Consider the following 25,815-nt stretch of genomic DNA (forward strand, 5'->3'; position numbering starts at 1 on the left):
TGTTGCGCCGGAGTTCGAACACTTCCTCCTTCGCTTCTTTGATATTCTTGCAGATGCCCGTCCCGACTTCGATCACCGATTGATGCATTTCCGGCTTCACACGTTCTTGCAGGCGCAACTTTCCTTTGGCAATAATCTCGGCATTAATATGCGAGCGCAGGTCGCGCGTAATCGGATCAATCGTCTGAAATTCTTCTTCAATCCCCAGCGTGAAACTTGGCCGCATGGTCGTCTCTGCTTTCTTGCGCTACTTGGTGGATGTTTTCGAGGATGATTTCTTTGATTGCTTCTTGTCGGAAACGCCATTCAGAAAAGTTGCCCAACGGTATTCTGTTACCTCTCGGTTATTGTTGAGCGCAGTCTTGATGGCAAGCTCGGCCATGGCGTTGACAATCCAGGTGAAATTCTCCGCACCGACAGAGTAGTAATCAGCGTCAGGCGCGGGGTTCAAAAAATCAATTGCGTAGGGAATGCCGTCGCGCACAGCAAACTCCAGAGTATTCATGTCGTATCCCAACGCCCGGCAAATCGTCAGACAATCCTTGATGATGCGACGTTCAAGTTCAGGCGCGGGTGGAACGTTCGGAAGAACGTAGCGCATTTCGTGCGGTTGCTTCGGGTCGTAGCGCATGATGTGGACTTTCTCCTGCCCGATGCAATAACAACGGTAGTACTCTTCAAACTCAATCCCCTCTTGCAGCGTCATGACGAGGTCAGCGGTTTGGTGATAGAAGTGGAAGAAATCTCCTTCATTGTGACATTTGTACACGTGCTTCCATCCGCCGCCGCTGTACGGTTTGAGAAATGCAGGGAAGCCGACATACTCGAACACCTCTTTCCACTCCAGCGGATAGCGGAGATTGCGAAATGACTGGGTTGTGGTTTCAGGAGGATGTTTGTATGACGGCAACAAGACGGTCTTTGGAATTGCAATGCCGATCTTCGACATCAACGCGTAGTTGAAAAACTTGTCGTCGGCACTCCACCAGAACGGGTTATTGATGACCGCCGTCCCATGAATCATCGCGTTCTTCAGATACGCCCGATAGTACGGGACATCCTGCGAGATGCGATCGACGATCACATCATATTTCTCGGGTGCCGCCATCTTTGTAATGCCTACGTCAACAAATTCGGCAACGACTCCCTGATTCATTTCATTGATACGTGCAACCACTGCACCGGGAAAGGTATTCTCCATCCCGAAGAGAAAACCGACGCATTTCATGCTGACTCCAAATTGTAGTGTGTATAGCTCACCGGATGCACCCGGCGGGCAATATCGATGAGACTTGACCAGAGATCGTGAAGGAGCTCACTTCGAGGGAAGAAAAATTCCGCAACCTGTCAAAAGTCGAAGGTATGATAGGGAAAACACTGTTGAGTGTCAAGCAACACGAATCGCTCGAAAAACGGGTTTGGGACTCTTCAATGAGCCTTTTTCAGGCCGCGTCTTCGACCACAACGGCGGTTCCGTACGCCAGTATCTCCGCCGCATTTGCCATGATGTAGCTTGTCGAAAAGCGGACGTCAACTATCGCATTTGCGCCCAACTCGGTTGCCTGTGCCACCATTCTGTCCAGAGACTGGTCGCGGGATTCACCCAGTAGCTTGGTGTATTCTTCTATCTCTCCACCAAAGATATTCTTGAATAGGGCGACAATGTCCTTCCCGATGTGGCGGGCACGAATGGTGTTCCCGCGAACAATCCCGATCGTGCGGACAATTTGTTTTCCGGCTATCTCACCTGCGGTTGCAATGATCATCTGATGACCTTTCTATATTTGTCGGATTTTCTTGAGATCAGTTGCTCGCGGAGAACGGACACCAGCAACACGGCCAATCCCAACGATGCAGCGGCTACGCCGATAGTCACATACAGCGGCACATCGGTATCTCTGAGCAGACCATTGATAAGAACTTTCACCATCCATTGATGAATCGCAAAGCCTGCAAGCAACGTTGCGCCGACGGTTATCAGCAGCCATGCAAACCCCCGTTCCATTCTTGCATATACGCCCGCCCAGTAACGATCCCAGGTTTCTTCCGGTGGTTTTTTGAATTCCATCTCCATTGTCATCTCCTTCAATCTTTTCATTGTTGTCAGTTCCTTTTGTAGCGCGGGATGTGCCGCAAGCAGTTTCTGCAGTTCGTTGTTTTCCTTCCGCGTCAGGTCGCCATCAACCGCTTTTGCAAGCAGCGTGTGTTCGTATTCGGTCAGTTCCTTCATCACAATGCCCTTTCCAATTGGCTGCGTAATCGCTTTCGAGCATAGTACAATCTCGACATCACTGTCCCGACGGGACATTCCAGCAATTCAGCAAGCGTTGCGTACGGAGTATCGAGCATATCCCGTGCAACAATCAGCGAACGGTCATCAGGGGCAAGTCGCCACAACGCCTCCCACACGGATTTTCGTGTCTCCTTCAATTGCATCTGTGTCTCAGCATGAGGCTCGTCCGACTGAACCTCATCCAGCTCACCGGCAATCAACGACATGGAGACTGCTGCTCCTTTCCGGCTGCGTAACATGTTCAGACAATGATTCCTGAGAATTTGATAGTACCATGTATAGAATCGTTTTCCGCTTTCAAATGTGTCAATTGCCCGGAAAGCTTTGACAAATGCTTCCTGCGAGGCATCAAGCGCATCCTCATGCGAGCCCACAAATCCGAGCGCCGCATAATATGCTTGCTTCATGTATTTCTTTACGAGGTAACCGAATGCCTCCTTGTCCCCCGCCCGGCACCGGCGAATCCATTCGGTTTCCTGATCGTCGTTCTGCATTGATGTTCCGTTTCTACTGTATGATACACACAATCCGGCAGTTTATTCAATCTCACACAAGAATTTTCCGTCGCCGGATATTGTGAGTATGCGATGTGAGGGGGTTCACGGCTCCGCCCGATCCATTTGCCCTTTCAGCGGCTTCGTCGTACATTGTCTACCAACAAATTGCAAACAGCCCTTTGGAAGCGGATACCGACCATCATGTCTATTGAACGATTTCATACAGCCGGAGTCGCCGACTACTCACTTGAACGCGACAGAATAAAAATCCCCGACGACTTCAGGTGGGATCTCACAGCCATCTATCCTGATGATGCAGCATGGAAGAACGCAAAACAGCGTTTCATTGCAGAGTTGCCGGAGTTTGAACGCTATCGCGGAACACTGACTGAGTCGGCACAGACGTTGTTTGCCTGTCTCGATCTTGCAAGCAGGTTGGGGAAAGAATACACCCGCCTGTATTGCTACGCCAGCATGAACTCCGACCTTGACACACGCAATGCGGCTTATCTCGGGATGGAACAAGAAATGAGCGCTTTGGGGGCGGACTTCGGTGCAAAGTCGTCGTTCATTGAACCCGAAATCCTGAAAGTCGACAAGTCAACGATCGACGCGTTCATCGCACGTGAGCCGAAGCTGGAGATCTACCGACATAATCTGTATGACACGCTCCGCAGGAAAGAGCATACCGGAAGCGAGGGGGAAGAGAAGATCATCGCCGATGCCGGACTCATGTCCGATGCCCCGGGAAGTGTGTACAATATTTTCTCGAACGCCGACTTTCCGTTTCCCGAAATCGAGTTACACGACGGCAAGAAGGTAAAGCTTGATCAATCGGCGTTTGCGTTGCACAAAAGCGATGCCCATCGTGAGGATCGCAAGAAGATATTCGCCGCATACTTCGGCAAGCTGAATGAATTCCGCCGGACATTCGGGACGAACCTGTTCGCTGAAATCAAGAAGAACATGTTCTTCATGCGTGCCCGCAAATATCCTTCGTGTCTCGAACACGCTCTCGACGGCGGGAACATCCCCGTTGCGGTGTACAAAGGACTGATCGAAAATGTCAACGCCAATCTCGACACCTTTCACCGTTATCTGAGCCTTCGCAAGAAACTGTTGGGCGTTAACGAACTGCATTACTACGATCTGTACGCCCCGCTTGTCAAGGATATCGATCTCAAATACCAATACGACGAGGCATGGAAACATGTTCTTGCTTCTCTAACTCCGTTGGGCGGCGAGTATATCAGTGTCTCACGGAAATGTTTCGACGAACGGTGGGTTGATGTGTTTCCGAACGAGGGAAAACGTTCCGGCGCCTACAGCAACGGCGCCGTGTATGATGTTCATCCGTACATCCTGCTTAACTACAACGGCAAATACGACGACGTCAGCACGCTGACGCATGAACTCGGGCATACGATGCACAGCTATTTCTCCAACAAGCATCAACCGTACCCGACCTCGCATTATTCCATTTTTGTGGCGGAAGTTGCGTCGACCTTCAATGAAGCGCTGCTGATGGACTATATGCTGAAAACGATTTCGGACCCCGACATTCGATTGTCGCTGCTGGGCAACTATCTGGACGGTATCCGAGGTACGGTATTCCGTCAGGTTCAATTCTCGGAGTTCGAGCTCGCGGTTCATGAGCGGGCGGAAAGAGGCGAGGCATTGACCGGCGATGCATTCAGCGAGTTGTATGACTCGATTGCCAAGCGCTACTACGGTCACGACAAAGGTGTTTGTGTAGTCGATGACATGATGCCCATTGAGTGGGCACACATTCCGCATTTCTATTATCACTTCTATGTGTATCAGTACGCTACGTCGTTTACCGCTTCCGCTGCGCTCTCCGAACAAATCCTTGCCGGCGACATCGAAACAACGAAACGGTACATGCAATTGCTTTCCTCCGGCGGGTCGGACTACCCGATCGCGTTGTTGAAGAAGGCAGGTATCGACATGACTACATCCCTTCCTTTCGATCTTACAATAAAAAAGATGAACCGCGTAATGGATGAGATCGAACAGATTCTCGGAAAGAAGTCGTAACCCGCAAGCACAGAAATCTTGCAGAAAAGGGCCTCTCAAGGCCTTTTTCATTGTTTCTATTTCGCAACCATCACGGCGATTCATTCGTATAAGAGGCGGCGTTATTTTCTCATCCCTGTGGTCTCCGACAATAATCCACTACACAGAAAGGCTTCACTATGCGACGTTCTACACTAATCTTCATTTTGCTCTCCACGGTATTTCTTTACGGCTTCGCTCAGGAACGCGACCGGGGAAAAGTTCCGGACAAATGGAAATGGAATCTCACCGACCTGTATTCCTCGGACGACGCATGGAAACAAGCACGTGAACGTTTTTCGGGGGAGTATCCGAACGTTGAACAGTTCAAAGGCACTCTCTCTTCGTCGGCGCAACAACTCCTCAAATGTCTTGACTTCACATTCAATCTTGCGAAGGAGTTCAACCGACTGTATATCTACGCTCACCTGAATTCCGATCTCGATACACGCAACTCGAAGTACTTGGCAATGGTGCAGGAAATGGGACAGCTCGGGGCAGACATGGGAGCCAAATCGGCATACATCGAACCCGAAGTCCTTGCTATTGATCCTGCTACGATTGCGTCATGGGTGAAGCAGGAAAAAGGCCTCGCTGTGTACCGCCAATACCTCGACGATATTCTCCGCCGGAAAGCGCACACGGGAACAGAGGGTGAAGAGAAGATTCTTGCCGATGCGAGCTTGCTTTCCGATGCAGCGTCCAACACATACGGCATCTTCACGAATGCGGACTTCCCCTACCCTGAGGTTCAACTGAGTGACGGCAAGACGGTAAAAATCGACAAGGCTTCATTCGAGTTGTACAGGGCAGGAACGAACCGGGCGGACAGGGCCATTGTATTCAGGAAGTTCTTCGACACGATCAATCAGTATCGTGGAACGTTCGGCACGATGATGTACGGCGAAGTGAAGAAGAACATGTTCTACGCGAAAGCGTCGAAGTACAACAACGCCATGGAACGGGCGTTGAACGGGGCAAACATTCCTGTTCAAGTGTACACAAGTCTTGTCGAGAACGTCAACAACAATTTACGCACACTGCACCGCTATCTGAATCTCCGCAAACGAATGCTCAGCCTCGACACATTGCATTATTACGATTTGTATGCGCCGCTGCTGGCGAACGTCGATCTTTCCTACACGCCGGAAGAGGCTGAAAGACTTGTGCTTGCCTCGCTTGCCCCGCTCGGCAAAGAGTATGTAACTGTTGTGCAGAAAGCGATGAACGAGCGTTGGATCGACCTGTATCCGACGGAGGGCAAACGATCGGGAGCGTATTCGCAAGGCGGGGCATACGACGTTCATCCGTATATGCTTTTGAACTACAACGGAAAGTACATCGACGTTCGAACGCTGACGCATGAGTTGGGCCATACAATGCAAAGCTATCTTTCAAACAAGGCGCGGCCGTTTCCGACCGCGGGCTATCCGATCTTCACCGCCGAAGTTGCCTCGACATTTAACGAGGCATTGCTGAACGACTACATGCTGAAGACAATCAAGGATGACAATGTCCGTCTTTCCATTCTCGGCAGTTATGTGGAAGGAATGAAAGGAACATTCTTCCGGCAGGCGCAGTTCGCCGAATTCGAAATGCGCATACATGAATTGGCCGAGAAGGGCGAATCGTTGACGGGCGATAAGCTGAACCAACTGTATCTTGATCTGACACGCAAATACTACGGACACGACAAAGGCGTTTGCGTCGTCGGAGATGAGATCAAAGCAGAATGGATGTACATCCCCCATTTCTACTACAACTTCTACGTATACCAATACGCCACTTCGTTTACGGCCTCTGCTGCACTCGTCGAGCCGGTACTGGCAGGCGACAAGCAAGCAACAAAGCGGTACATGGATTTTCTTTCGGCAGGTAGTTCGGACTATGCAATCAATCTGCTGAAGAAGGCCGGCGTGGATATGACGACATCCCAGCCATTCACCATCACGATGAACAAGATGAACAAAGTGATGGATGAAATGGAGAAGCTGTTGACGAAGATGAAGAGGTAGCTAAACACAACAAGGCTCATTGGTCAATAATCACCTGAGTATTTTGGGGGATTGCTGACCAGTGGGCCGGTCTTCACCTACGAACTTGACATACCACCTATCGCCGTCATCAGAGACAAAGAATAGATCTTCCTCGCCAACCTGCCAGCGTTTCATCGTTTCTCTTGTTTGATTCCTTTTCCACCATCGCGGATGCAACTCGGACACGTGAACGACAATGACATCCGGCTCAACATCTGTGAACATTGGATAGTAGGGTGAGAACTTGAATTCTCCCGGCTTCCAGATAGCCAGTGCATCGCCTTCAGGATCGAACGACACCCGCGTCACTTTGCGTTCCGAAGACATTGAATTCAGCTTTTCCACCAGACGGCTACGTTCGCTCCCGCTAATATACGTCCCCGCGGGATCCATGGTCATTCCGATCCAGCGTATACTGTCCGGATATCGCGTCGGGCTGGAAATGAATCCCAATCCGTGAGCCCATACTATCAATAGTCCGCACGTTAGCGCAACCCAGCCGTACCTGGCAATCAGGCGGACATCAATTCGTTGTAGCGTCTCGTGTACCATTCCGACCAGGGCCGTCATCAAAATAAGGGCCGCAACGGCAACGTATATGTGGTACCACATTTCAAGTCCTACAACCTGCACCCATCAATGAAATCGCCCCGAACATCAGTACCGGGAATTTGGAGGGAAAGAATTTTGCCGACGTGCCAAGGGCTATGGGATATGCAACTGCCAATGATCTCGTCAACGGATCATCGAAGAGGCGTTGCAGGATATTGCGGGACACTTTTCTTTCAATTTGAAACTGCATATCCGCGAGAAACCCGGTCCAATGCTCCATCACGTACAGCATATACAACACGAAGCACCCCAGCACGATGAGGATGGACAACGACTCACTCACAGACGGAAATTGCAAATACTTCCTCTGCTTCACCCACACATATCCAAGAGCAGCAACAACGAAAATCAATCCATACGGATGAACGAGAGGCGTTATCAGCAGTACGGCAAGACTGAAATACTTCTTGCCGCGCAACAGTAAGTACCATCCCCAACACACCCAACAAAGGGCCATCGCATCCATGCGTGCCGTGTTCCCTGCTACAATGAAGTTGGAGGCAAGAAGGAACATCGAGGCAAACGTAACGACAATCCAAATCGGGGCCGTGCTTTGTAGCAGACGCAGGAGGCCGATATAGAGCAGAATCGTGCACACCCAGGAAATGTCACGAACAAATTCCAACGAGTACGGAACGACCTTTAGTACACCGCCCAGCACGAGGGAATACGCAGGAGGCATCCACATAAGATGACGTTCAGGGTTCACTTCAGGCGTAAACAGTGTGTTGTGTTGGGCAATATTTACTGCAGGGAAGACAAACAGGCATTCATCCGCCCAAGGGATGGGCAGACCTAAACCCGCAGTTCGATGAAGAGACCACGAAGAGACAATAACGACAACAATGGATGCAACAAGAAGTCCTCTGGAGCGCAATAGGTCGAGAAGGTCTTTCATGGAAGGCGCTATGCAGCCTCCAAAATGCTGTACAACTCCACCTCCTCTTCCTTTCCCCGCAGTCTTATTCTGCCAATGCTCTGAGGGCTCAAATACTCTGTGCGGGGAAGTCTTTGCATCAAGTCGGCCGAAAGAAGAAGATCTTTCTGCAGCGTTGTACACTCCGTCCGGATGCGTGCTGCCGTGTTCACCGTATCACCGTGATAGACAATCTCCCGTTTTACGTCGCCGATCTCTCCCGTGATCACGGGGCCATAGTGATAGCCGGCCTTGAATTCTGGCACAAAGCCGTAGGTCTTCTCATACTTCTCTGCATTCATGAATATTGCGGCAGCAACTCTGAAGTAACACGCAATGCAATTCGCGTCTTTCAGTCCTTTCTCGCCTGTCCACGTCACAACCACTTCATCACCGACATATTGGTAGATTGTGCCTTTGCTTTCCACAATGGCGGGTGAAATATCGTGAAAGAAATCGTTGAGGAATTTGTGGTACCGGACGTTGCCGAGACGTTCCGCTATTGCCGTTGATGATTTAATGTCGAGGAACATGAAAATCCGTTCCTCTTCAATTGGTTGATGATACTTGCCGGTAACGAACATCAGCAGCGCGTTGTGGCCGAGCAGGCGGTTGACCTGCCGGATGAAATTGATGAGAAAGCTGGCCGCAAGCGCGTACACGATGACACGGAGGAATTCACCGTTCCACAAGAAATCCTGGAACTTCGGGTCGTAAAAAGCGGCGGCGGTCGAAGTGTCATGCATCCAAGCTGCATGTATGAGAATAACGTAGAACACCGTGACGCTGATAAGCATCACGTAGAACAGCGTCCGCAACGTGATCATGACACTGAACGAGAGCCGTTGGCGGTAGCGTGAAAACACGAACATCTCGGCTACCGACGTTCCCCATCCGAGAATCAACCCGATGACGACACCGTTGAACAATGAATGCCAGTGGAACTCGGCAAACACCAGAACGTAGGTAATGCCGACGCAAAACATCACAAGGCTGGTATTGACAATCGAGCGGATTTGATGCTCGCGCCAGGATTGCAGGCGAAACGGAGATGACATGTGCATTTAGCGGTCCATCCATTTGTCAGTGAAAGAGACCCGTGGAGCCTTCAAGCGGGAGAGAAGCACCTCGACATTCTCCTCGACATGAAGGAGATTGAGATGTTCAGCCTTGACGAACCGTTCAACAACTGTGTGCCGCAAAAAATCCGTCAACGCGTCAAAGTATCCGCCAACATTCAGCAATCCGACAGGTTTCGTCAGATAGCCGAGCTGATTCCACGTAATAACTTCGAACAACTCATCGAGCGTGCCCGTGCCTCCGGGCAGAGCCACGAATGCATCTGCAAGATCGTACATTGTGGCTTTCCGGATGTGCATGTCGTCCACAACATGAAGCTCGGTAAGCGAGTCATGCGCCACTTCTTTTTTCTTCAACGCTTCGGGAATGACACCAACGGCTTTCCCCCCATTCGAGAGAACAGCGTCGGCAATATGCCCCATCAATCCAACTTTTCCTCCTCCAAAAATGAGTGTGATGCGCTCACGTGCAAGAAGAGCCCCAAGCGTCTCAGCAGCCCGGGCATACGCACCGTTGGCTCCGGGACTTGAACCGCAGAAAACACAAATGGAATTCATATGACTGACTATCGAGGAGTTGATGGAGAGATGAGAACCGGAAAGGCCTCAAGAGCTTTTGTTCTGAATATAGGCAGACTTGAGTTAGAATGGTAGCGTGAGAAGGTTCGCCCTGCCTGCGGGACTCCCCTGAATGAGAGTCCCGCAAACTTTTTTACTTCTCGTCCGGCAATGGCTTGAGTTCGCGAGGCTCGATTCTCAAAGCTTGTTTCAAGCCCGCGTTCGGGCCGCCGATCACGGTTATCTCCACGCTCCGGATGTTATCCGGCTTTGCGAAGGTGACCGTGAATGTTGCCTTGTCCAACTCCCCCGTATCCGGCTTTGTTGATCCGGCGGTACGAATTGCCCTCGGATTGTCAACGGCAACAATCGATACGGCACGCCCCTGTTCGTCCAATGCCTTCAACATTACATCTCCTTCAGCATGAATTGTCGGGCTCGGAACGCCCGTTGCACGGAACGGTGTTGCGATGTAGCCATCTTTCGTCGCTTCAACCCGGACGAGTAGAACCGGAATGGGCGAGTAGAGGGTTCGCGTTGCCGGCATGTTTTCAGGGTCGGACTTGAAATCTCCCATTTCCTTCTGTTGCACGTTATCGCGATTGCTGCACGAAAAAACAAGCAGCGTCATCAAGAACATGATTGTCGTTTTCATGGCGTCTCCAGTTGTGAATAGAACCAACTGATTCGGTTGATGCACGTTCGCTCGAAATCGGGCATTGCTGCGTCGCCGTCATTCAGCATGATGCATTTGAGCGAGCTGGGTTCGGGCCTCCACCAACTCCCCTCAATATTCTGGCAATCGGCGGCAGGCCAGCCGTTCGATGTATTGTACGACTCGCAGTTTGATTGGGAGTTGTAATTATTGTGGTGCGGGTCGCTTGACGTGTTGTGTCCGCCGCCTGCATATTCATCCATCAATTTGAATGCGGCATGGCCGCTCTCGTGTGCCGCCGTGCCAATGTTGGTAGGCTCGGTACCGAAGTTGCCGCCGCTCGCCCAGTCACGTTTCACCGTTGTATGAATTACCGCGGCATGATCGATGATGGTAGAATTCTGCACGCTCGAAGGAATATCCATTGTTCTGGGGCTGGCGTCGAAATCGCTGATGAACCCGCGTTGCGGCGAGTAGTAGAACTGCCAGTATTTCTTCCCCATCTTCACGCCGTTGTTGATGTGATAGCCGTCGAAAATGAGCGGCTCGAGATCGGGAAGCATGCCGCGCGCTGTTGCATAATCCGTTCTGTCGGCAACGAAGCACACATCTATCCTTTCGCCCGGGGCTCCGTTGCCCCACAGCGGAATGGGATTGTTGCCGAATGGCCAGTCGCCCGCAGCAAACGACCATTCTTCCTGCTTTGAGTTCCCCTTCTTGTCCGTCACTCTAAACAGGAACGTGAGGAACGTCGATGCCGGAAACCCGGTGAGTGTGTGGGTTTCATTGATGCTCGTCGGGTTGGAGGGGAAGTTCCACGTCTTGACGAGGCCCCACGTGCCGTTGTTCCGCTTTGTTGCCGTTTGCATGCCGTTCACAACGGAGAGGGCATACTCATAGACATACAGCCTGGCCTGGCTGATGCCGTCGCCGTCGGTCGCCTTGACGGTGAAGTCAACGGACTGGTTATTTGACGGATGAAGGGGTTTGTATCGCGTCGACATCCGTGCAATCGATGCGCAGCCTGTCAAGTAGAAGACGGAAGCCGCCAGTACCGCCGCCAACATCCCGCGCCGCGCAACGATTCGCATTGTGTTCATAGCACACCTCGTACTTTGGTGATTGATGTCCCCCCCCTTTCAGCATGCCCAGTATACTTCATTCCAATAACAGACAACATGCCGCAGATACGGTATTCGACGTAACCTGTGCCTATCCTTTCAGCCACTCTGCAAGCAAGTTGTATTTTTCTATCAGCCAAGTCATTACAGGATGCCCGAACAGCGCGTCGGCTCCGAGGGCAGCCAGCAAAATAAAAGCTGAAACAAGCAGTGTAACGAGAAGCCGGAGCCAGAACTTCTTCCCTTTGATGAAATCGCTGATAAGAAAGATAAGGAAATTCATTCCCAACGTAATTGCTGCGAGCGTGATGCCCAATTGCTGCATCGGAGTATTTGTGAGAAGAGTTCCGGAAACAATCAGCAACGTTTCGAACACATACAGAACCTTGAGCCAATGCCGCACAAGAAGGTTGAGGAGGCTTCCAGGTACCGCCACAATAACAAGTCCCCAAAAAACCTGACCCAATCGTGCAATCCACGAGCCGCCCGATTTGGAAAGATTACGCTTTTCGGATAGTTGTTCAAGCATTTTGCCGATGATGCGGCTCGCACGCGACATCGTTTTCAACGTCGCCTCCGGATTGGTGTTCCTGCTGATCGAATAACTCTCCCGGAAGAACTGCAAGAGACTCTCTTCCTTCAGAAGAAGGCGGAACAGGGCTTCGGCTTTTGTATTGACCGACTCCCCGTACTGTTTTGCCACAAGTTCGCGCAACTTCGCGATATCATCAATGCCCTTCGAATGAACCAATGACTCGGCCAGTACCTTGCTGAGTGTGCGGACATCCTGCGGCCGCAAATCTTCCTTGAGAATCTCTTCCTGCGCTTCTTGAATGAGCTTGTCGCGCAACTCTTTGTGCACGTCTCCCGGCAACAACGAACTGATGATGCGCTCCGCACCGTCAAGTCTTCCCCACAGAATATCATTCTCACGCCAGACCCGATCGAGGAAGGCGCCAAAATTGCCCAATGCCGTGCCGGCAAGTTTCTTCCTGCCGTCGGGTTTTGCGCCTTCTTCTTTCTCATCAATCAAGCTTGTCGCATCTTCAGGACTTATCCGTATCACCTCCACGACATCAAGCTCTCCCGCATCGGCACTGTACAACACGGGAAACGTGATCATGTCATAATCATCGTAGAATTGATAATAGTGCCAGAGACATTCGCGGGCTCTTTTCTCGGGCGAGTTGGCAGAAAGGGAGGATTTGTGGGGATTCAGCGCCTGCGAGCAGATTTCAGAAGCCTTGCCTGTTGCCTTGAAAATGAACGACGATAATTCGGCGGCAAGCGTTGTGAGGCCTTTTTCCAGAGACTTCTGCTGCAAAAGATGTTTCGCTTCATTCATGCGGAAATTCTCGGTCGGCTCATTCAGCAGCTTTCTGATTTGCTCGGGTGTTATGCCGGTGCTGACAACGAACTGATGAAGCGGGTTTTTTTCAACCCGGGCCCGCAACGCGCTGCGAGCCCCGTTCAACACGGAATACGCGGAAGCAAGCGATGCCCGGATGTTCAGAAGTTCCTGCCGGAATGCAGTCTCATTCAGGTCTTTCAGGTCGTACTTCACCCCGATATTGTCGAGAACGCTTTCGGCATCCCGGCCACCGCCGTGCAGAACGTCAAGCTTGCCCTGCACGAACGCAAGCCGCCGCAATCTGTAGCCGAGGTCGAATTCGAGCAGAAATCTGTTCTCCGTTGCCCGCGAATCTTTCCGTTCTTTGTAGATTGTGTAGTGCATGCTTCGCCAGGCGCGCACAAGGTAGCGGATTCCTAACAGTTGATCGGAATCTTCATCCAGCCCCGATGCACGGGTGATCAGTTCGGCAATCTGATCCGTGACAGAACCGACTTTCAGGCGTTGATAGCCGCCGTATGCAATACCCTTCTTCCGGATCATCTCCGCCAGATCCTGCTCGGCCCATTTCGGACCGGGCAGTGATTCCGAGCGATCGCCTTCGTTGCCGTATTTGACATCCACTTCGATGCCGGTGGTAATGCGGCTGATGCGTTCGATGAGACTGTTACGCTGCAGAACGCGCTGCAGATCTTCACGAATTGTTTCATACCGGGGGAGAACAAGAAGCGCGGCATTCACGTTTTCCAACGCATCCGGTTTTTCGCTTGAGACTCCCGATTGCTGAGGATGTTCGGGAGCCGGCTCGATGTAAATCAGTTTTCTGTCAACCGGAAAATCAGCCTGACGTGTCATCAACGCATCAATTGCATAGCTGAAGGGTTTGTTGTCAAGGTAGCCGCCGTCGCCGAACGACCGGACCCGGAACGGAATCTCGGACGCCGAACGGTATCCTTCGATGAACCGCGCCCAGCGTTCGCTGGCAGACGTGCTGGAAGAATCGTCGTTGTGCGGCGGAACGTGTTTCACGACGCTATCAATATCGTCAAGCCGCATTGGCTCGAACGCAAACGGAAACGACGACGTGCAGCGGGCCGCAAAGGCGAGAAACGGATTGAAATCCCTCGTGAAATCGTTCCGAATCGATTCGCCGTCCTCCGTCACACGATCAACATAATCCGTCTGTGCCTCCGTTTCGGATGCCGTTGTATAGTATTTGAAATGGAAGACGTTCTTATGCCTTCTCTCGTACACAACCGTGTCGGCAAGCCGGAGCGGCACAATAACGCCGTGAAGATCTGTTGCGGTAACAAAGAGATCAACTTCCGTTCCGTAGGGCGATTGCGCGATGCGAGTACTGTCGCGGGACTTCTCCATGTCGTCAAACGCTTTCAGCAGCTTCAGATACATCCGGTTGCTGTTGAGAAGCGATTGGGGTTGCCGTTGCCGGGTCAGAGGCAGATTCTTCACCGACTCCTTGTCGTTCAACAACAGTGCGATATCTCCTTCGTCAACCCACAACTGTTTCAGGTCGTTCATCAATTGATTGTTGGCGAGAGCCTTGGCAAGAAAGATGGCATTGATGCCGCCGGCGGATGTGCCGGAAAGAATGTCAACAACAAATCGCGTCCTGATCGGATCATCCGGCAGGGATTCCCGGAAAATTTCCTCATGATTGCTGATGATCTGCCCGAGCTTTCGATACACTCTTTCCGTGCCGGACAACTGATCGTTGGTGAACAGGGGCTTGTCGGGGCGTTTGTTGTCGGCGGGGGCGGTTGCACGTACGAGGTGGTACAATTCCTGCGCGATTCCGTTGATGTAAATGGCAAGCGAAACGCCGCCGTACATCACTATAGCAAATCGAACTTCCTGGGTATATGCACAACGCGGCGAAGCGGACGGCGCGGGGGTAGACATGAAGTCTCCGGGGGATGTTGATAAAAGAACAGCAATGATTCGGGAAGAATCTTACTCAAACCAACATCGAATGTCAAGCCTTTACCCCGGACTCATGCAACTACTGCGGATATGATCTCACAAGTCTGCTTACCCAGCAGTGAACGGCGTGAATCGACTTGACGGGCTCGGTGAACATCAAGATGCACTGTCCGCAAACGAGATTGAGGCCGTGTTGCTTCGCATACGCAATCGCCTGATCGGATTCCGCCCCTTGTTGCAGCCAGATGTTGGTGATGCCTTTGGTGTGAGCCCGGGCAACGATTTCCGCAGCAGCCTCGGGGTGCACAACAACCACAATTGACGTCACCGAATCGGGCAATTCGTCGACGCTCGCGAGGCACGGCATGCCTTCAACCAAAGGAAGGTGCGGAGAGACGGGATAAACTGCAAAACCCTTGTTTTTCATTTCACGCAAGATGACATTGCCGAATTTTCTGCTGTTGCGCGAGACCCCGACAACTCCAAATGCCCTGGAAGCGAAGAACTGTTGAATTGATGTTTTCATAATATTCTACCTGATTTGCCTCAAGATTAGATTTTCTTAACCGGATTCTCTTTCCGACTCAAAATATCTATGTTGGGATTGTCACATTTTCTTAGACCGTGTCTTCGTATGGTTTGTGTAGAAAGGGGAGTTTCATGACCAGAGTCTTGTATTCGTTTCTTGTTGTCCTGCCGCTGTTTCTGCTTTCATCGTGTTTGAAAGATCATGACCCGACCGGTCCGGATCCGGAAGGGGAAACGGGAACCCTTATCATTCGCATGACGGATAGCCCGATCACGTTCGACTCGGTTCTCATCCGGATTGACAGTGTTCGTATTCACGCCAGCAACTCCGACACCCTTTCATCGGGATGGCACACGATTAACCGGACACGTGCCGTTTACAATCTCCTTTCTCTAACGAACGGGGTAGACACCGTCATCGGCAGGGCGCCACTGCCGCCGGGAACATATTCCCAGCTCCGTCTGCATATCGGTACAGGGAGTCGCGTTGTCGTTGGAGGCGTCTCTCATCCTCTCACCATTCCCAGCGGATCGCAAAGCGGTTTGAAGCTCAACATCCACGCAACAATTGAACCGAACACCACCTACACACTGCTTCTCGATTTCGATGCTGCCCGATCTATTCTCCGGACAGGCAACGGGAGTTTCATGCTGAGGCCGGTTCTCCGCGTTATAACAACAGCACAGACAGGCACGATCAGCGGGCATGTTGTGCCTGCATCGACGCGTCCGATTGTCACCGCCTATAACGCCATGGATACGATCTCTACAATGGCAGATGCATCGGGAGCGTACACCCTGGCATATCTCCCTCCATCATCGTACTTCGTCCATTTTGCACCTACAGATACGACGTACCGCGATTTCACTGTCGCAGGCGTTATTGTCTGGCCGGGCGTTACCACTCCGTTGGGCACAATAACGTTGCAGCCGCGGTAGGGATCGTCGGAAGTCCCGGTCAGGTGTTACTCCAACACATGCTCAAGCACTTGATACTCCGTGTGCAATTTTTCGATTGCGGCGGTAATAGTTTCCTTGTTGTTTGATTCTATTGCAGCCGCCAATGCGTCAACCGAGACGGAGAGTGCCGCCCGCTTCTCAACAAAAACGGGTTCAATCCCTTTTCGTTTCTCGGGCAAGGTTGCGTTGTTCAATAGGCTCATTTTCTCCTTCAGCTCTGTAACGGATCCCTTGATGTTCTCGATATTATACTCCGGTAAATAGTAGTGATACAGCGGATAGAGCACTGTATGGAATGCATCGAGTTCGGCTAATGGCGGACGCATAACCCGGACGAGCTTCTCGTACTGCGTGTGGAGTTTTTCCGCAACATCAAGCAGTAGCTTGTCGTTCTCATCTTTCACGGCATTCTTGTAGTTTGCTACTATTCGCTGCAACTGATCAACCCCTTTCTCCCACGCTTCCTTCTTGTCCCGAAAAATCCCGGGAAGTTCGGCGCCTGAAACCGCGTTTGCGTGCTTTTCAACTTCCGGCAGCAACGATCTGAGCATGGCAATATCCTTCTCCGGCCAGGCTGTATGCCAAAGCTGGAAGATGACTGCGTGAAATTCCTTCAGTGCCGGGACCTCGGCTTTCAGTTCGGCGCCCAGCTCGTGCGGCTTCTCCTGCGCTATACAAACAGATGCAACGAACAAACACCGTACTGCAATGAAATAGATCCTCTTCATTGTGACCTCTTGTGATTTTGTTAATGTGGAAGAACAGGAGGAAGAAAAGGGGGATTCCGGAACATTCCTTCGCGCGGAACGTTCCTGCCACTTACTTCTTTGCTTTCCCTTGAGCAGCAACAGCTTCCATCGCCTTTTTCACTGCTTCCGGGTCGCCCAGGTACTCCCTCTGAATCGGCTTGAGGTTCTCATCAAGGTCATACACCAGCGGCAAGCCGGTCGGGATGTTCAACTCCGTGATATCGGCCTCCGATACGTTGTCGAGATATTTCACGAGCGCTCTGAGACTGTTGCCGTGTGCTACAATGATCACGCGTTTACCGCTCTTGATCGCCGGGGCGATTGTTTCGTGCCAGTAGGGAAGAAACCGGGCGACCGTATCTTTCAGACATTCGGTTGCAGGAAGTTCTTCAGGCTTCAGGTTCCTGTAACGAGGATCGAAACCGGGAAAGCGAGGATCGCTTTTGTCCAGCACCGGCGGTTGAATGTCGTAACTCCTGCGCCAGATTTTCACCTGGGCTTCGCCGTACTTTTCGGCCGTTTCGGATTTGTTTAATCCTTGCAGTGCGCCGTAATGTCGTTCGTTCAATCGCCAGCTGTTGTGCACGGGAATCCACATCAAATCCAATTGATCCATTACATACCACAGTGTGCGGATTGCGCGCTTCAACACGGAAGTATAGGCAACATCAAAGACAAATCCCTTTTCCTTTAAGACCTTGCCGGCGGCGACGGCCTCTTCCTTTCCTTTTTCAGAAAGATCAACATCCGTCCAGCCGGTAAAACGGTTTTCTTTGTTCCATGTGCTTTCGCCGTGGCGGAGAAGAACAAGCTTGTACATTATGGAGGCCTCATATATTGGTTATTTCGAACGGTTGACAGGTGAAAGATACGGAAGAGAATTCTCGAATTCATCCCACCCGGAAACAAAAAGGTGTCCTCACAATTTTTGAAGACACCTCTCAGCATTAGAAAACAACGCCGTTCAGATAATCACTTTGTACTGGTTCAACGCTTTCATGTAGTTGGCACGCTCAAACGCCGCCGGGTCGGCAACAGATTTCTGGCTCATACTTCCCTTCATTTGTGACACGGAAACGTACTCGTGTTCCAGCATCCATTGCCGCACCTCGGACAATACGGTTGTGATGTGCTGCGGGCCGTGCTTCAACAACGCCGAACACATCATCGTCACATCCGCTCCGGCCATCAACATCTTGATCACGTCCTGGGCAGTGTGGATGCCGCTTGTCGCCGCCAGACTTGCCTTCACTTTTCCATGAAGAATGGCAATCCACCGCAACGGCAACCGCATCGCCATCGGCGTGCTGAGCACGACGCCCGGAACCACCTCAAGCGTTTCAAGATCGATATCAGGTTGATAGAAACGGTTGAATAACACAAGTCCGTTTGCTCCGGCAGTATCGAGCCGTTTTGCCATGTGTGCCATCGAGCTGAAAAACGGACTCAACTTCATCGCTACGGGGATTTTTATCGCTTGCTTCACAGCGTGCAACACTTCGAGATAGCGATCCTCAACTTCCTGCCCTGTAAGTTCCGGGTCCGTCGGAATGTAGTACACATTCAACTCAAGCGCATCCGCCCCCGCTTGTTCGATCTTCTTCGCGTACTCAATCCATCCGCCGACGGAGATGCCGTTGAGACTGCCGATAACAGGGATCGAGATTTTTTCCTTCGCAGCGTGCAGCAACTCGATGTACTCATCAGGGCCCAGGTTATATTCCTGCGATTCCGGAAAGTACGTAAGCGATTCGGCGAAACTCTCCGTGCCGTAACTGAGATAGTGATTCAATTCAGCGGCTTCATGCGCAATCTGTTCTTCAAAAAGAGAGTACATGACAATTGCCGAAGCGCCGGCGTCTTCCAGACGTTTCATCGAATCAAGCGAGCGTGAGAGCGGCGACGCCGATGCCACAAGCGGATTCCTGAGATGCAGGCCGAGATAGTTGGTTGAGAGATCCATATATTCTCCTGAGATTTCGTTGATGTCGTTCAATTCGTTGACGGTGCCGGCTTCGGCGCTTCCGGTTTTGGCGCGCTGCCGTTGCCGGGAGTCTCCGCAGCAAGTGATTCGAGCGCCTTCCATCTCGCCTCCACATCCTCCTGGGCGAGTTTCATCAGTTCCTTCGCTTCGTGCGGATGGCTCTTTGTCAGCATCTTGTAGCGTGTCTCCATGTACGCATACTCTTCGAACTTGATCTTCGGCGCTTTGCTGTCGAGTTTCAGGGGGTTCTTTCCGTCCAGCGCCAGTCGCGGGTCAAACCTGTAGGTCGGCCAGTGTCCGCATTCGACGGCAAATTTCTGATTCGTCATGCCCTTCGTCATGTTGATGCCGTGCGCGATGCAATGGCTGTAGGCAATAATCAGCGACGGCCCGTCGTACGATTCCGCTTCCATGAACGCACGAACTGTCTGCGCATCGTTGTAGCCCATCGCTATCTGCGCGACGTACACGTTGCCGTACTGCATCGCGATGCGACCAAGATCTTTCTTCCCCAGTGGCTTGCCGGCCGCCGCAAACTTTGCCACCGCCGCTCGTGGCGTCGATTTGGACATTTGCCCGCCGGTATTGCTGTAGACTTCCGTGTCGAGTACGAGAATGTTCACATTCTTGCCGGAAGCAAGCACGTGATCCAACCCGCCATACCCGATGTCGTACGCCCAACCGTCGCCTCCCATAATCCACACACTCTTCTTCACGAGCATGTCCGCAAGCGAAAGGAGCCGTTTCGCGTCGGAGGAGTTCATGCCGGCAAGCTTCTTTTTCAGATCTTCTACTCGCTGGCGTTGCTCGTAAATGCCCGGCTCGTCGGATTGGTTCGCATTGAGGATCGCGCCGGCAAGATCATTGCCGATCTCACTCTTCATCTTCTCCACGATCTCCAACGCCATCTGGTGCTGCTTGTCGATGGAGAGTCTCATGCCGAGTCCGAATTCCGCGTTGTCTTCAAAAAGCGAGTTGTTCCACGCCGGCCCGCGTCCTTCGTGATTGGATGTCCATGGCGTTGTTGGCAAGTTGCCGCCGTAAATGGACGAGCAGCCTGTCGCGTTCGCCACAACCATTCTGTCACCAAACATTTGTGTCGCCAACTTTACGTAGGGCGTTTCGCCGCAACCGGTGCAGGCACCGGAGTATTCAAACAGCGGCTGAGCAAACTGCGAGCCCTTCACCGAATCCATCTTGATCGTGCGGCGATCGATCTCGGAAAGCGAGAGGAAGTAGTCGTAGTTCACACGCTCGCTCTCGCGAATCGGCGGTTGCTCGGTCATGTTGATGGCCTTCAGCCTCGTTTCCTTCTTGTTCTTCGCCGGGCAGATGTCAACACAGATGCCGCAACCGGTGCAGTCTTCCGGCGCAACTTGGACTGTGTACTTCATGCCCTTGTATTCCACGCCTTTGTAGTCCATTGACTTGAATGTCGAAGGGGATGCTGCAAGCTCCTTGCCGTCGTACACCTTCACGCGAATGGCAGCATGCGGACAAACGATCGCGCATTTGTTGCACTGAATGCATACACCTGTCTCGTCCCAGATTGGAATCTCGAGGGCGATGTTACGCTTCTCCCACTGCGCTGTTCCGGTGGGGAACGTGCCATCTTTCGGGAATGCGCTGACAGGCAGCGAGTCGCCGAATCCGGCAATGATCCCTGCCGTAACGTTCTTCACAAAATCGGGAGCCTTGTCGGAAACGACAGGCGGCATTTCAATCTTGCTGCTGACCGATGCCGGAATCTTCACTTCATGCAAGTTGGCAAGCGTCTGATCGACTGCGGCGTAGTTTTGTTGGACGATCTGATCGCCTTTCCTGCCGTACGTTTTCTTGATCGAGTTCTTGATGGCGGCAATGGCTTCATCTTTCGGCAGGACGCCGGAGATTGCAAAGAAGCATGTTTGCATAATGGTATTGACGCGGGCACCCATTCCCGTCGCCTGCGCGACTTTGTAGCCGTCGATGACGTAGAATTTGATCTTCTTGTCGATGATCTGTTGCTGGATGTGCCGCGGCAGTTGATCCCACACCTGATCGGGACCGTAAAAGCTGTTCAGGAGAAATGTCGCGCCGGGGACCGCATTCTTCAACACATCATATTTCTCGAGAAAGAACCACTGATGACACGCGACGAAATTTGCTTCCGTGATCAAATAGGTTGAATGAATCGGTCGCGGACCGAAGCGGAGATGCGATGTTGTTGTCGAGCCCGACTTCTTCGAGTCGTAGACGAAGTAGCCCTGCGCGTAGTTGCTCGTATCCTCGCCGATGATTTTGATGGAATTCTTGTTTGCGCCGACAGTCCCGTCTGCGCCGAGACCGTAAAACATCGCCCGCACAACATCATCCGGCTCGGTGCTGAATGAGTGATCGTACTCCAGACTCGTGAATGTCACATCATCATTGATGCCGACGGTGAAGTGATTCTTCGGATTATCCTTCTTCATCTCGTCGTACACGGCTTTGACCATTGCCGGCGTGAATTCTTTTGACGAAAGGCCGTACCTGCCACCGATGATTTTCGGAAACCCAAAGGGCAATGCATTATTGATAAACATTTCGGTGACGGCAGTCAGCACGTCCTGATACATTGGCTCACCGGATGCGCCGGGTTCTTTCGTTCTGTCCAGCACGGCAATACTCTTCACCGACTTCGGCAACGCTTCAATGAAGCGTTTCGTATCAAACGGACGGAACAGCCGGACCTTCAGCATGCCGATGTTTTCGCCCCTCTTGCTCAGATAATCAACCGTTTCTTCGACAGTCTCGGCTCCCGATCCCATTATCACAATAACACGCTCGGCTGTCGGCGACCCGTAGTAGTCGAACAGTTTGTATTTGCGTCCTACCACTCGGGCAAACTTGTCCATCGACTTTTGTACGAGGTCGGGAAATGCGTTGTAGTAGGGGTTCACAGTTTCGCGAGCCTGGAAGAACACATCGGGATTTTGCGCTGTGCCGCGGAGAACGGGATTTTCCGGAGTCAGCGCCCGCTCGCGATGCGCACGGATCAGATCATCATCAATCATTGCGCGCAAATCGTCGTCGGTGAGCTGCTCGATTTTCATCACTTCATGCGATGTGCGGAAGCCGTCAAAAAAATGAAGTACGGGAAGCCTGCCTTCAAGCGAAGCGGCTTGGGCAATCAACGCCATGTCCATCACTTCCTGCACGGAGTTCGATGCAAGCATCGCAAATCCGGTTTGTCTCGCCATCATCACATCGCTGTGATCACCGAAGATGGAGAGAGCATGCGAAGCCACCGTTCGTGCGGACACGTGGAAGACAGTCGACGTCAACTCGCCGGCTATCTTCAACATGTTCGGCAGCATCAACAACAATCCTTGCGATGCCGTGAAGGTAGTTGAGAGAGCCCCTGTTTGCAGCGCGCCGTGTATCGCGCCTGCCGCGCCCCCTTCGCTCTGCATTTCTGTCACCGAAGGAACCGTCCCCCACAAATTCTTCCTCCCCGCCGCCGACCATTCATCAGCCCATTCACCCATATTCGATGAAGGGGTGATAGGATAAATACAGATGACTTCGTTCAGCTTGTGAGCAACATAGGCGGCGGCTTCGTTGCCGTCAATGGTGACGTGTTCGCGCTTCATTGTCAATTACCTCGTGTAAGAATATGAGACTGCGTAGAATTTCTTTTCCAGATATGATAACAAACCCTCACCATTTTTGCGAATTCTGTGCCATGTACAATCAATGGAATACGGCTGATTTCATCAAAAATCCGGCCTGAAATTCCAAGATTTAGGAAAATCAAGGGCCTTTTTGCAATGATGAGAAGGGGGACGCATGTGTCGTTTGCGGACTTGACTCTTTCTGAATTCTGCGCTACTATCAAGCGGGGAGCTGTTGCTTTACCCGCCGTTCTTTCTCATCTCAATCAATTCACCAAACCAAGGAGGGAGCAATGAAATTTCTTGTCGCGTCAATTGGTAACCGGTTGGAAAGTTACGTCGCAAAGCGATTTGAACATGCCGCCTGGTATTTGATTGTTGATTCCGAAACAGAGGCAATCGAAGCCATCCGCCACAACACGCCGCATGATCGTCGCGCTACTCTTCTGAAAGCCGCCTCTGCAGAAGTCCAATGCGTTGTGGCCGGAAAATTCGGGGACAGTGCGTTGAAGCTCATCCGGACACATGATATGCGCATTGCCCCCGTGCACGGCATCAACGCGAAGTCAGCATTGGAAATGATTGAAATGCGGGAAATTGAACTGGTTGATGTACACGGGATGAGAAAACACCGTACTCCGCTTACAGGAATGATGCAGAAAATAATCCCCGGAAGAACAATCGGGAAGAACCTGATAGCCGCGTCATGCAATTCATCAGACTCGCAGCGCGGCCATCATCATTTACAGCAGTACGGAGGAAGAGGACATTAGAATCGGGTAAGACAGGCTCCGCTCGTCGCAGATTGTTTTCGACGGGCGGAGTTTTGTGTTTAGAGTGCCGGCTGCTGCTGGGTAAGGCAATGCAGCGTACCGAAGCCCCACACCAGATCGACAGCATGAATGCCGATCACAGGCCGATCGGTGAACAGTTCAGACAAGATTCCCAACGCAACACGGTCGCCCGGATCGTTAAATGTGGGAACAAGAACCCCCGCATTTGAGATGTAGAAGTTTGCGTAACTTGCCGGCAACCGTACGTCATCCAGATACAGCGCCAAAGGCATCGGCAGCGAAACCACTTCCACCATTGAGCCATCCTCAAGTCGGGCACCCTCCAGCCGTTCACGGTTCTCCTGCAGAGCGGCGTAGTTTGCATCTGTCGGATTTTCCTCGCTGCACAACACAACAGTTGTCGGGTTGACAAACCGGCACAGGTCGTCAACGTGGCCATGTGTGTCATCGCCCGCGATTCCTTTCCCAAGCCAGATCACATTCGTTGCAGCGAGGTTCTCAGCAAGTACTTTTTCCATGTCGTGCCGCGACAATCCGGGGTTACGAACCTGGGTACTCTGATCCAGCAAACATTCTTCCGTCGTCAACAATGTTCCTTTTCCGTTCACGTCAATTGCGCCGCCTTCAAGCACGACGGGCTTTCCGTTGTAAGATGGATGAAAGAGACGGATTCCGAGCGACTTCGCTGCCCGTGTATGAATATGCTGATCCTTCTTCCAGTCGGGGTACTTTGCCCACGCGTTGAACTTGAAGTTCGTCACTGCAACTTCGGATTCATTCCTGACAAACATCGGCCCGAAGTCCCGTGTCCAGCCGCGATTTGTGGGAAAGCGGAAGAACTCTATCTGCGACATGTCGGCATGGACCCGCCTCAACAATCTGCGGGCGTTTGCCTCATGCTCTTTCGAGTTGACGATGATGCGGACGATTTCGCCCGCGCTCAGCTTTCTGACAATTTCCCCGAACACCCAGGGAATAATGCTGAACTTTCCGGGCCAATCGCTTTTGTTGTGGGGCCAGCCGATCCACGTTGCCTCGTGTTCTTCCCATTCGGCGGGCATGCGAAAACCGAGAGAGGCCGGCGTTTCTACTGTTGCCATTTCTCCCCGTCGAGAAATCGCTGTTCGATTCCGCGGTATGCGTCAATGCGCCGGTCGCGCAGGAACGGCCAGTTGCGGCGGACATCTTCTATTCTCTCCAAATCAACTTCGCCGATCAGGATTTCCTCCTTGTCAATAGACGCTTCGGCAAGGATGACGCCCTGCGGATCGGCAAGAAATGACGTTCCCCAGAATTCGAGTCCGGGCTCACCTTCAACTGTCTTCTCGTGCCCGATGCGGTTCACGGCGGCGACGTACACACCATTGGCAATGGCGTGTCCGCGTTGCACGGTTTGCCACGCGTCGCGCTGCTGCTTGCCGTACTGTGCCTTCTCGTGCGGATGCCAACCGATTGCTGTCGGATAGAAAAGAATACTCGCACCGCGCAGCGCCGTCAGCCGGGCGCCTTCGGGATACCATTGATCCCAGCAAATCAACGTGCCGATGTTCCCCTTGCCGGTGTGGAACGACTTGAATCCGAGATCGCCGGGCGTGAAGTAGAATTTTTCGAAGAACGCAGGATCGTCGGGGATATGCATTTTGCGGTAGATGCCGAGAATCGTGCCGTCGGAATCAATAACGGCCGCGCTGTTGTGGTACACTCCGGGAGCGCGCTTTTCAAACACCGGGGCAACAATGACAATACCCGCTTTCCGCGCAACGGCTGTAAGCGCTTGCGTTGTCGGGCCGGGAATTGTTTCGGCAAGCTCGAAGAGGGAAACATCCTCTTTCTGACAAAAGTACTGCGAGCGGAAGAGTTCGGGCAGACATACAACCTGTGCGCCTTTCCTTGCCGCTTCCTCCACTTTTGCCGCGCCATGTTTCAGGTTGGCGTCGGGATTCTTCTCAAGCGCAATTTGTACAAGCCCGACGGTGAATGTGTTGGGATGAGTTGACATGCTGATGAATTCTGCAAAGAATGTTGAGTGA

General features: G+C 52.1%; 23 protein-coding genes. 4 read left to right on the plus strand and 19 right to left on the minus strand.

All coding sequences use genetic code 11. The annotated features are described in order from the left end of the window. The 5 genes from KF749_14360 to KF749_14380 form a co-directional block, all read right to left on the minus strand. The coding region (locus tag KF749_14360) for a carboxylate-amine ligase (GenBank protein MBX2992330.1) at positions 1–226 on the minus strand (226 nt) is incomplete at its 3' end. Positions 227–247: 21 nt separating this feature from the next. Further along, positions 248–1,228 (minus strand): hypothetical protein, encoded by a 981-nt coding sequence (locus KF749_14365; GenBank protein ID MBX2992331.1) that lies wholly within the window; start codon positions 1,226–1,228, stop codon positions 248–250. A 214-nt stretch (positions 1,229–1,442) separates the two neighbouring features. Further along, on the minus strand, positions 1,443–1,766 hold the full coding sequence (locus tag KF749_14370) for a YbjQ family protein (protein ID MBX2992332.1): 324 nt from the start codon (positions 1,764–1,766) through the stop codon (positions 1,443–1,445). Continuing rightward, positions 1,763–2,230, minus strand: a complete 468-nt coding sequence (locus KF749_14375; protein ID MBX2992333.1) for a hypothetical protein — start codon at positions 2,228–2,230, stop codon at positions 1,763–1,765. The genes KF749_14370 and KF749_14375 overlap by 4 nt, the downstream gene beginning before the upstream one ends. Then, on the minus strand, positions 2,230–2,787 hold the full coding sequence (locus KF749_14380) for a sigma-70 family RNA polymerase sigma factor (protein ID MBX2992334.1): 558 nt from the start codon (positions 2,785–2,787) through the stop codon (positions 2,230–2,232). The genes KF749_14375 and KF749_14380 overlap by 1 nt, the downstream gene beginning before the upstream one ends. A gap of 204 nt (positions 2,788–2,991) precedes the next feature. Here KF749_14380 and pepF (KF749_14385) point away from each other — a divergent pair, with 204 nt between their 5' ends. After that, complete coding sequence (gene pepF, locus KF749_14385) at positions 2,992–4,848, plus strand: oligoendopeptidase F (GenBank protein MBX2992335.1); 1,857 nt, start codon at positions 2,992–2,994, stop codon at positions 4,846–4,848. Positions 4,849–5,006: 158 nt separating this feature from the next. Continuing rightward, complete coding sequence (gene pepF, locus KF749_14390; GenBank protein ID MBX2992336.1) at positions 5,007–6,881, plus strand: oligoendopeptidase F; 1,875 nt, start codon at positions 5,007–5,009, stop codon at positions 6,879–6,881. 30 nt (positions 6,882–6,911) lie between these two features. Here pepF (KF749_14390) and KF749_14395 read toward each other — a convergent pair whose 3' ends face one another. The 8 genes from KF749_14395 to KF749_14430 all read right to left on the minus strand — a co-directional run bounded on the left by KF749_14395 (position 6,912) and on the right by KF749_14430 (position 15,661). Further along, a complete protein-coding gene (locus KF749_14395; GenBank protein ID MBX2992337.1) occupies positions 6,912–7,514 on the minus strand; it encodes a hypothetical protein in 603 nt (200 codons plus the stop codon). A 1-nt stretch (position 7,515) separates the two neighbouring features. After that, complete coding sequence (locus tag KF749_14400) at positions 7,516–8,412, minus strand: hypothetical protein (protein ID MBX2992338.1); 897 nt, start codon at positions 8,410–8,412, stop codon at positions 7,516–7,518. Between the two features lie 8 nt (positions 8,413–8,420). Then, a complete protein-coding gene (locus KF749_14405) occupies positions 8,421–9,494 on the minus strand; it encodes an adenylate/guanylate cyclase domain-containing protein (protein MBX2992339.1) in 1,074 nt (357 codons plus the stop codon). Continuing rightward, entirely contained in the window at positions 9,495–10,067 is a 573-nt protein-coding gene (locus KF749_14410) for a TIGR00730 family Rossman fold protein (GenBank protein ID MBX2992340.1), read from the minus strand. A 154-nt stretch (positions 10,068–10,221) separates the two neighbouring features. After that, positions 10,222–10,722 carry a hypothetical protein gene (locus KF749_14415; GenBank protein MBX2992341.1) on the minus strand — a complete coding sequence of 167 codons (501 nt, stop codon included), beginning with the start codon at positions 10,720–10,722 and terminating at the stop codon, positions 10,222–10,224. After that, positions 10,719–11,822: a hypothetical protein gene (locus KF749_14420; protein MBX2992342.1), complete on the minus strand. Its 1,104-nt coding sequence runs from the start codon at positions 11,820–11,822 to the stop codon at positions 10,719–10,721. The genes KF749_14415 and KF749_14420 overlap by 4 nt, the downstream gene beginning before the upstream one ends. Before the next feature lie 112 nt (positions 11,823–11,934). After that, positions 11,935–15,114 carry a patatin-like protein gene (locus KF749_14425; GenBank protein MBX2992343.1) on the minus strand — a complete coding sequence of 1,060 codons (3,180 nt, stop codon included), beginning with the start codon at positions 15,112–15,114 and terminating at the stop codon, positions 11,935–11,937. A gap of 100 nt (positions 15,115–15,214) precedes the next feature. Beyond that, positions 15,215–15,661 carry a CoA-binding protein gene (locus tag KF749_14430; protein MBX2992344.1) on the minus strand — a complete coding sequence of 149 codons (447 nt, stop codon included), beginning with the start codon at positions 15,659–15,661 and terminating at the stop codon, positions 15,215–15,217. 134 nt (positions 15,662–15,795) lie between these two features. Between KF749_14430 and KF749_14435 the strand changes: the two genes are divergently transcribed. Then, positions 15,796–16,602 carry a DUF4382 domain-containing protein gene (locus tag KF749_14435; protein MBX2992345.1) on the plus strand — a complete coding sequence of 269 codons (807 nt, stop codon included), beginning with the start codon at positions 15,796–15,798 and terminating at the stop codon, positions 16,600–16,602. A 26-nt stretch (positions 16,603–16,628) separates the two neighbouring features. On the opposite strand, the gene KF749_14440 is transcribed toward KF749_14435, so the two are convergent. From KF749_14440 to nifJ, 4 genes are all read right to left on the minus strand, one after another. Further along, entirely contained in the window at positions 16,629–17,351 is a 723-nt protein-coding gene (locus tag KF749_14440; GenBank protein ID MBX2992346.1) for a hypothetical protein, read from the minus strand. Between the two features lie 91 nt (positions 17,352–17,442). Then, positions 17,443–18,192 carry a 2,3-diphosphoglycerate-dependent phosphoglycerate mutase gene (gene gpmA, locus KF749_14445; protein MBX2992347.1) on the minus strand — a complete coding sequence of 250 codons (750 nt, stop codon included), beginning with the start codon at positions 18,190–18,192 and terminating at the stop codon, positions 17,443–17,445. 144 nt (positions 18,193–18,336) lie between these two features. After that, positions 18,337–19,335, minus strand: coding sequence for a dihydroorotate dehydrogenase-like protein (locus KF749_14450; GenBank protein MBX2992348.1), 999 nt, complete (start codon positions 19,333–19,335; stop codon positions 18,337–18,339). Between the two features lie 29 nt (positions 19,336–19,364). Then, positions 19,365–22,970, minus strand: a complete 3,606-nt coding sequence (gene nifJ / locus KF749_14455; protein MBX2992349.1) for a pyruvate:ferredoxin (flavodoxin) oxidoreductase — start codon at positions 22,968–22,970, stop codon at positions 19,365–19,367. A 314-nt stretch (positions 22,971–23,284) separates the two neighbouring features. Here nifJ and KF749_14460 point away from each other — a divergent pair, with 314 nt between their 5' ends. Continuing rightward, positions 23,285–23,764 (plus strand): hypothetical protein, encoded by a 480-nt coding sequence (locus tag KF749_14460; GenBank protein MBX2992350.1) that lies wholly within the window; start codon positions 23,285–23,287, stop codon positions 23,762–23,764. Positions 23,765–23,823: 59 nt separating this feature from the next. Here KF749_14460 and KF749_14465 read toward each other — a convergent pair whose 3' ends face one another. Together KF749_14465 and KF749_14470 are read right to left on the minus strand one after the other, a co-directional pair. Further along, positions 23,824–24,885 carry an agmatine deiminase family protein gene (locus KF749_14465; protein ID MBX2992351.1) on the minus strand — a complete coding sequence of 354 codons (1,062 nt, stop codon included), beginning with the start codon at positions 24,883–24,885 and terminating at the stop codon, positions 23,824–23,826. Continuing rightward, a complete protein-coding gene (locus tag KF749_14470) occupies positions 24,873–25,784 on the minus strand; it encodes a carbon-nitrogen hydrolase (protein MBX2992352.1) in 912 nt (303 codons plus the stop codon). The genes KF749_14465 and KF749_14470 overlap by 13 nt, the downstream gene beginning before the upstream one ends. Positions 25,785–25,815 lie beyond the last annotated feature (31 nt).

It is taken from the genome of Bacteroidota bacterium, assembly GCA_019637975.1.
Lineage (GTDB): Bacteria > Bacteroidota > Ignavibacteria > UBA10030 > UBA6906 > CAADGV01.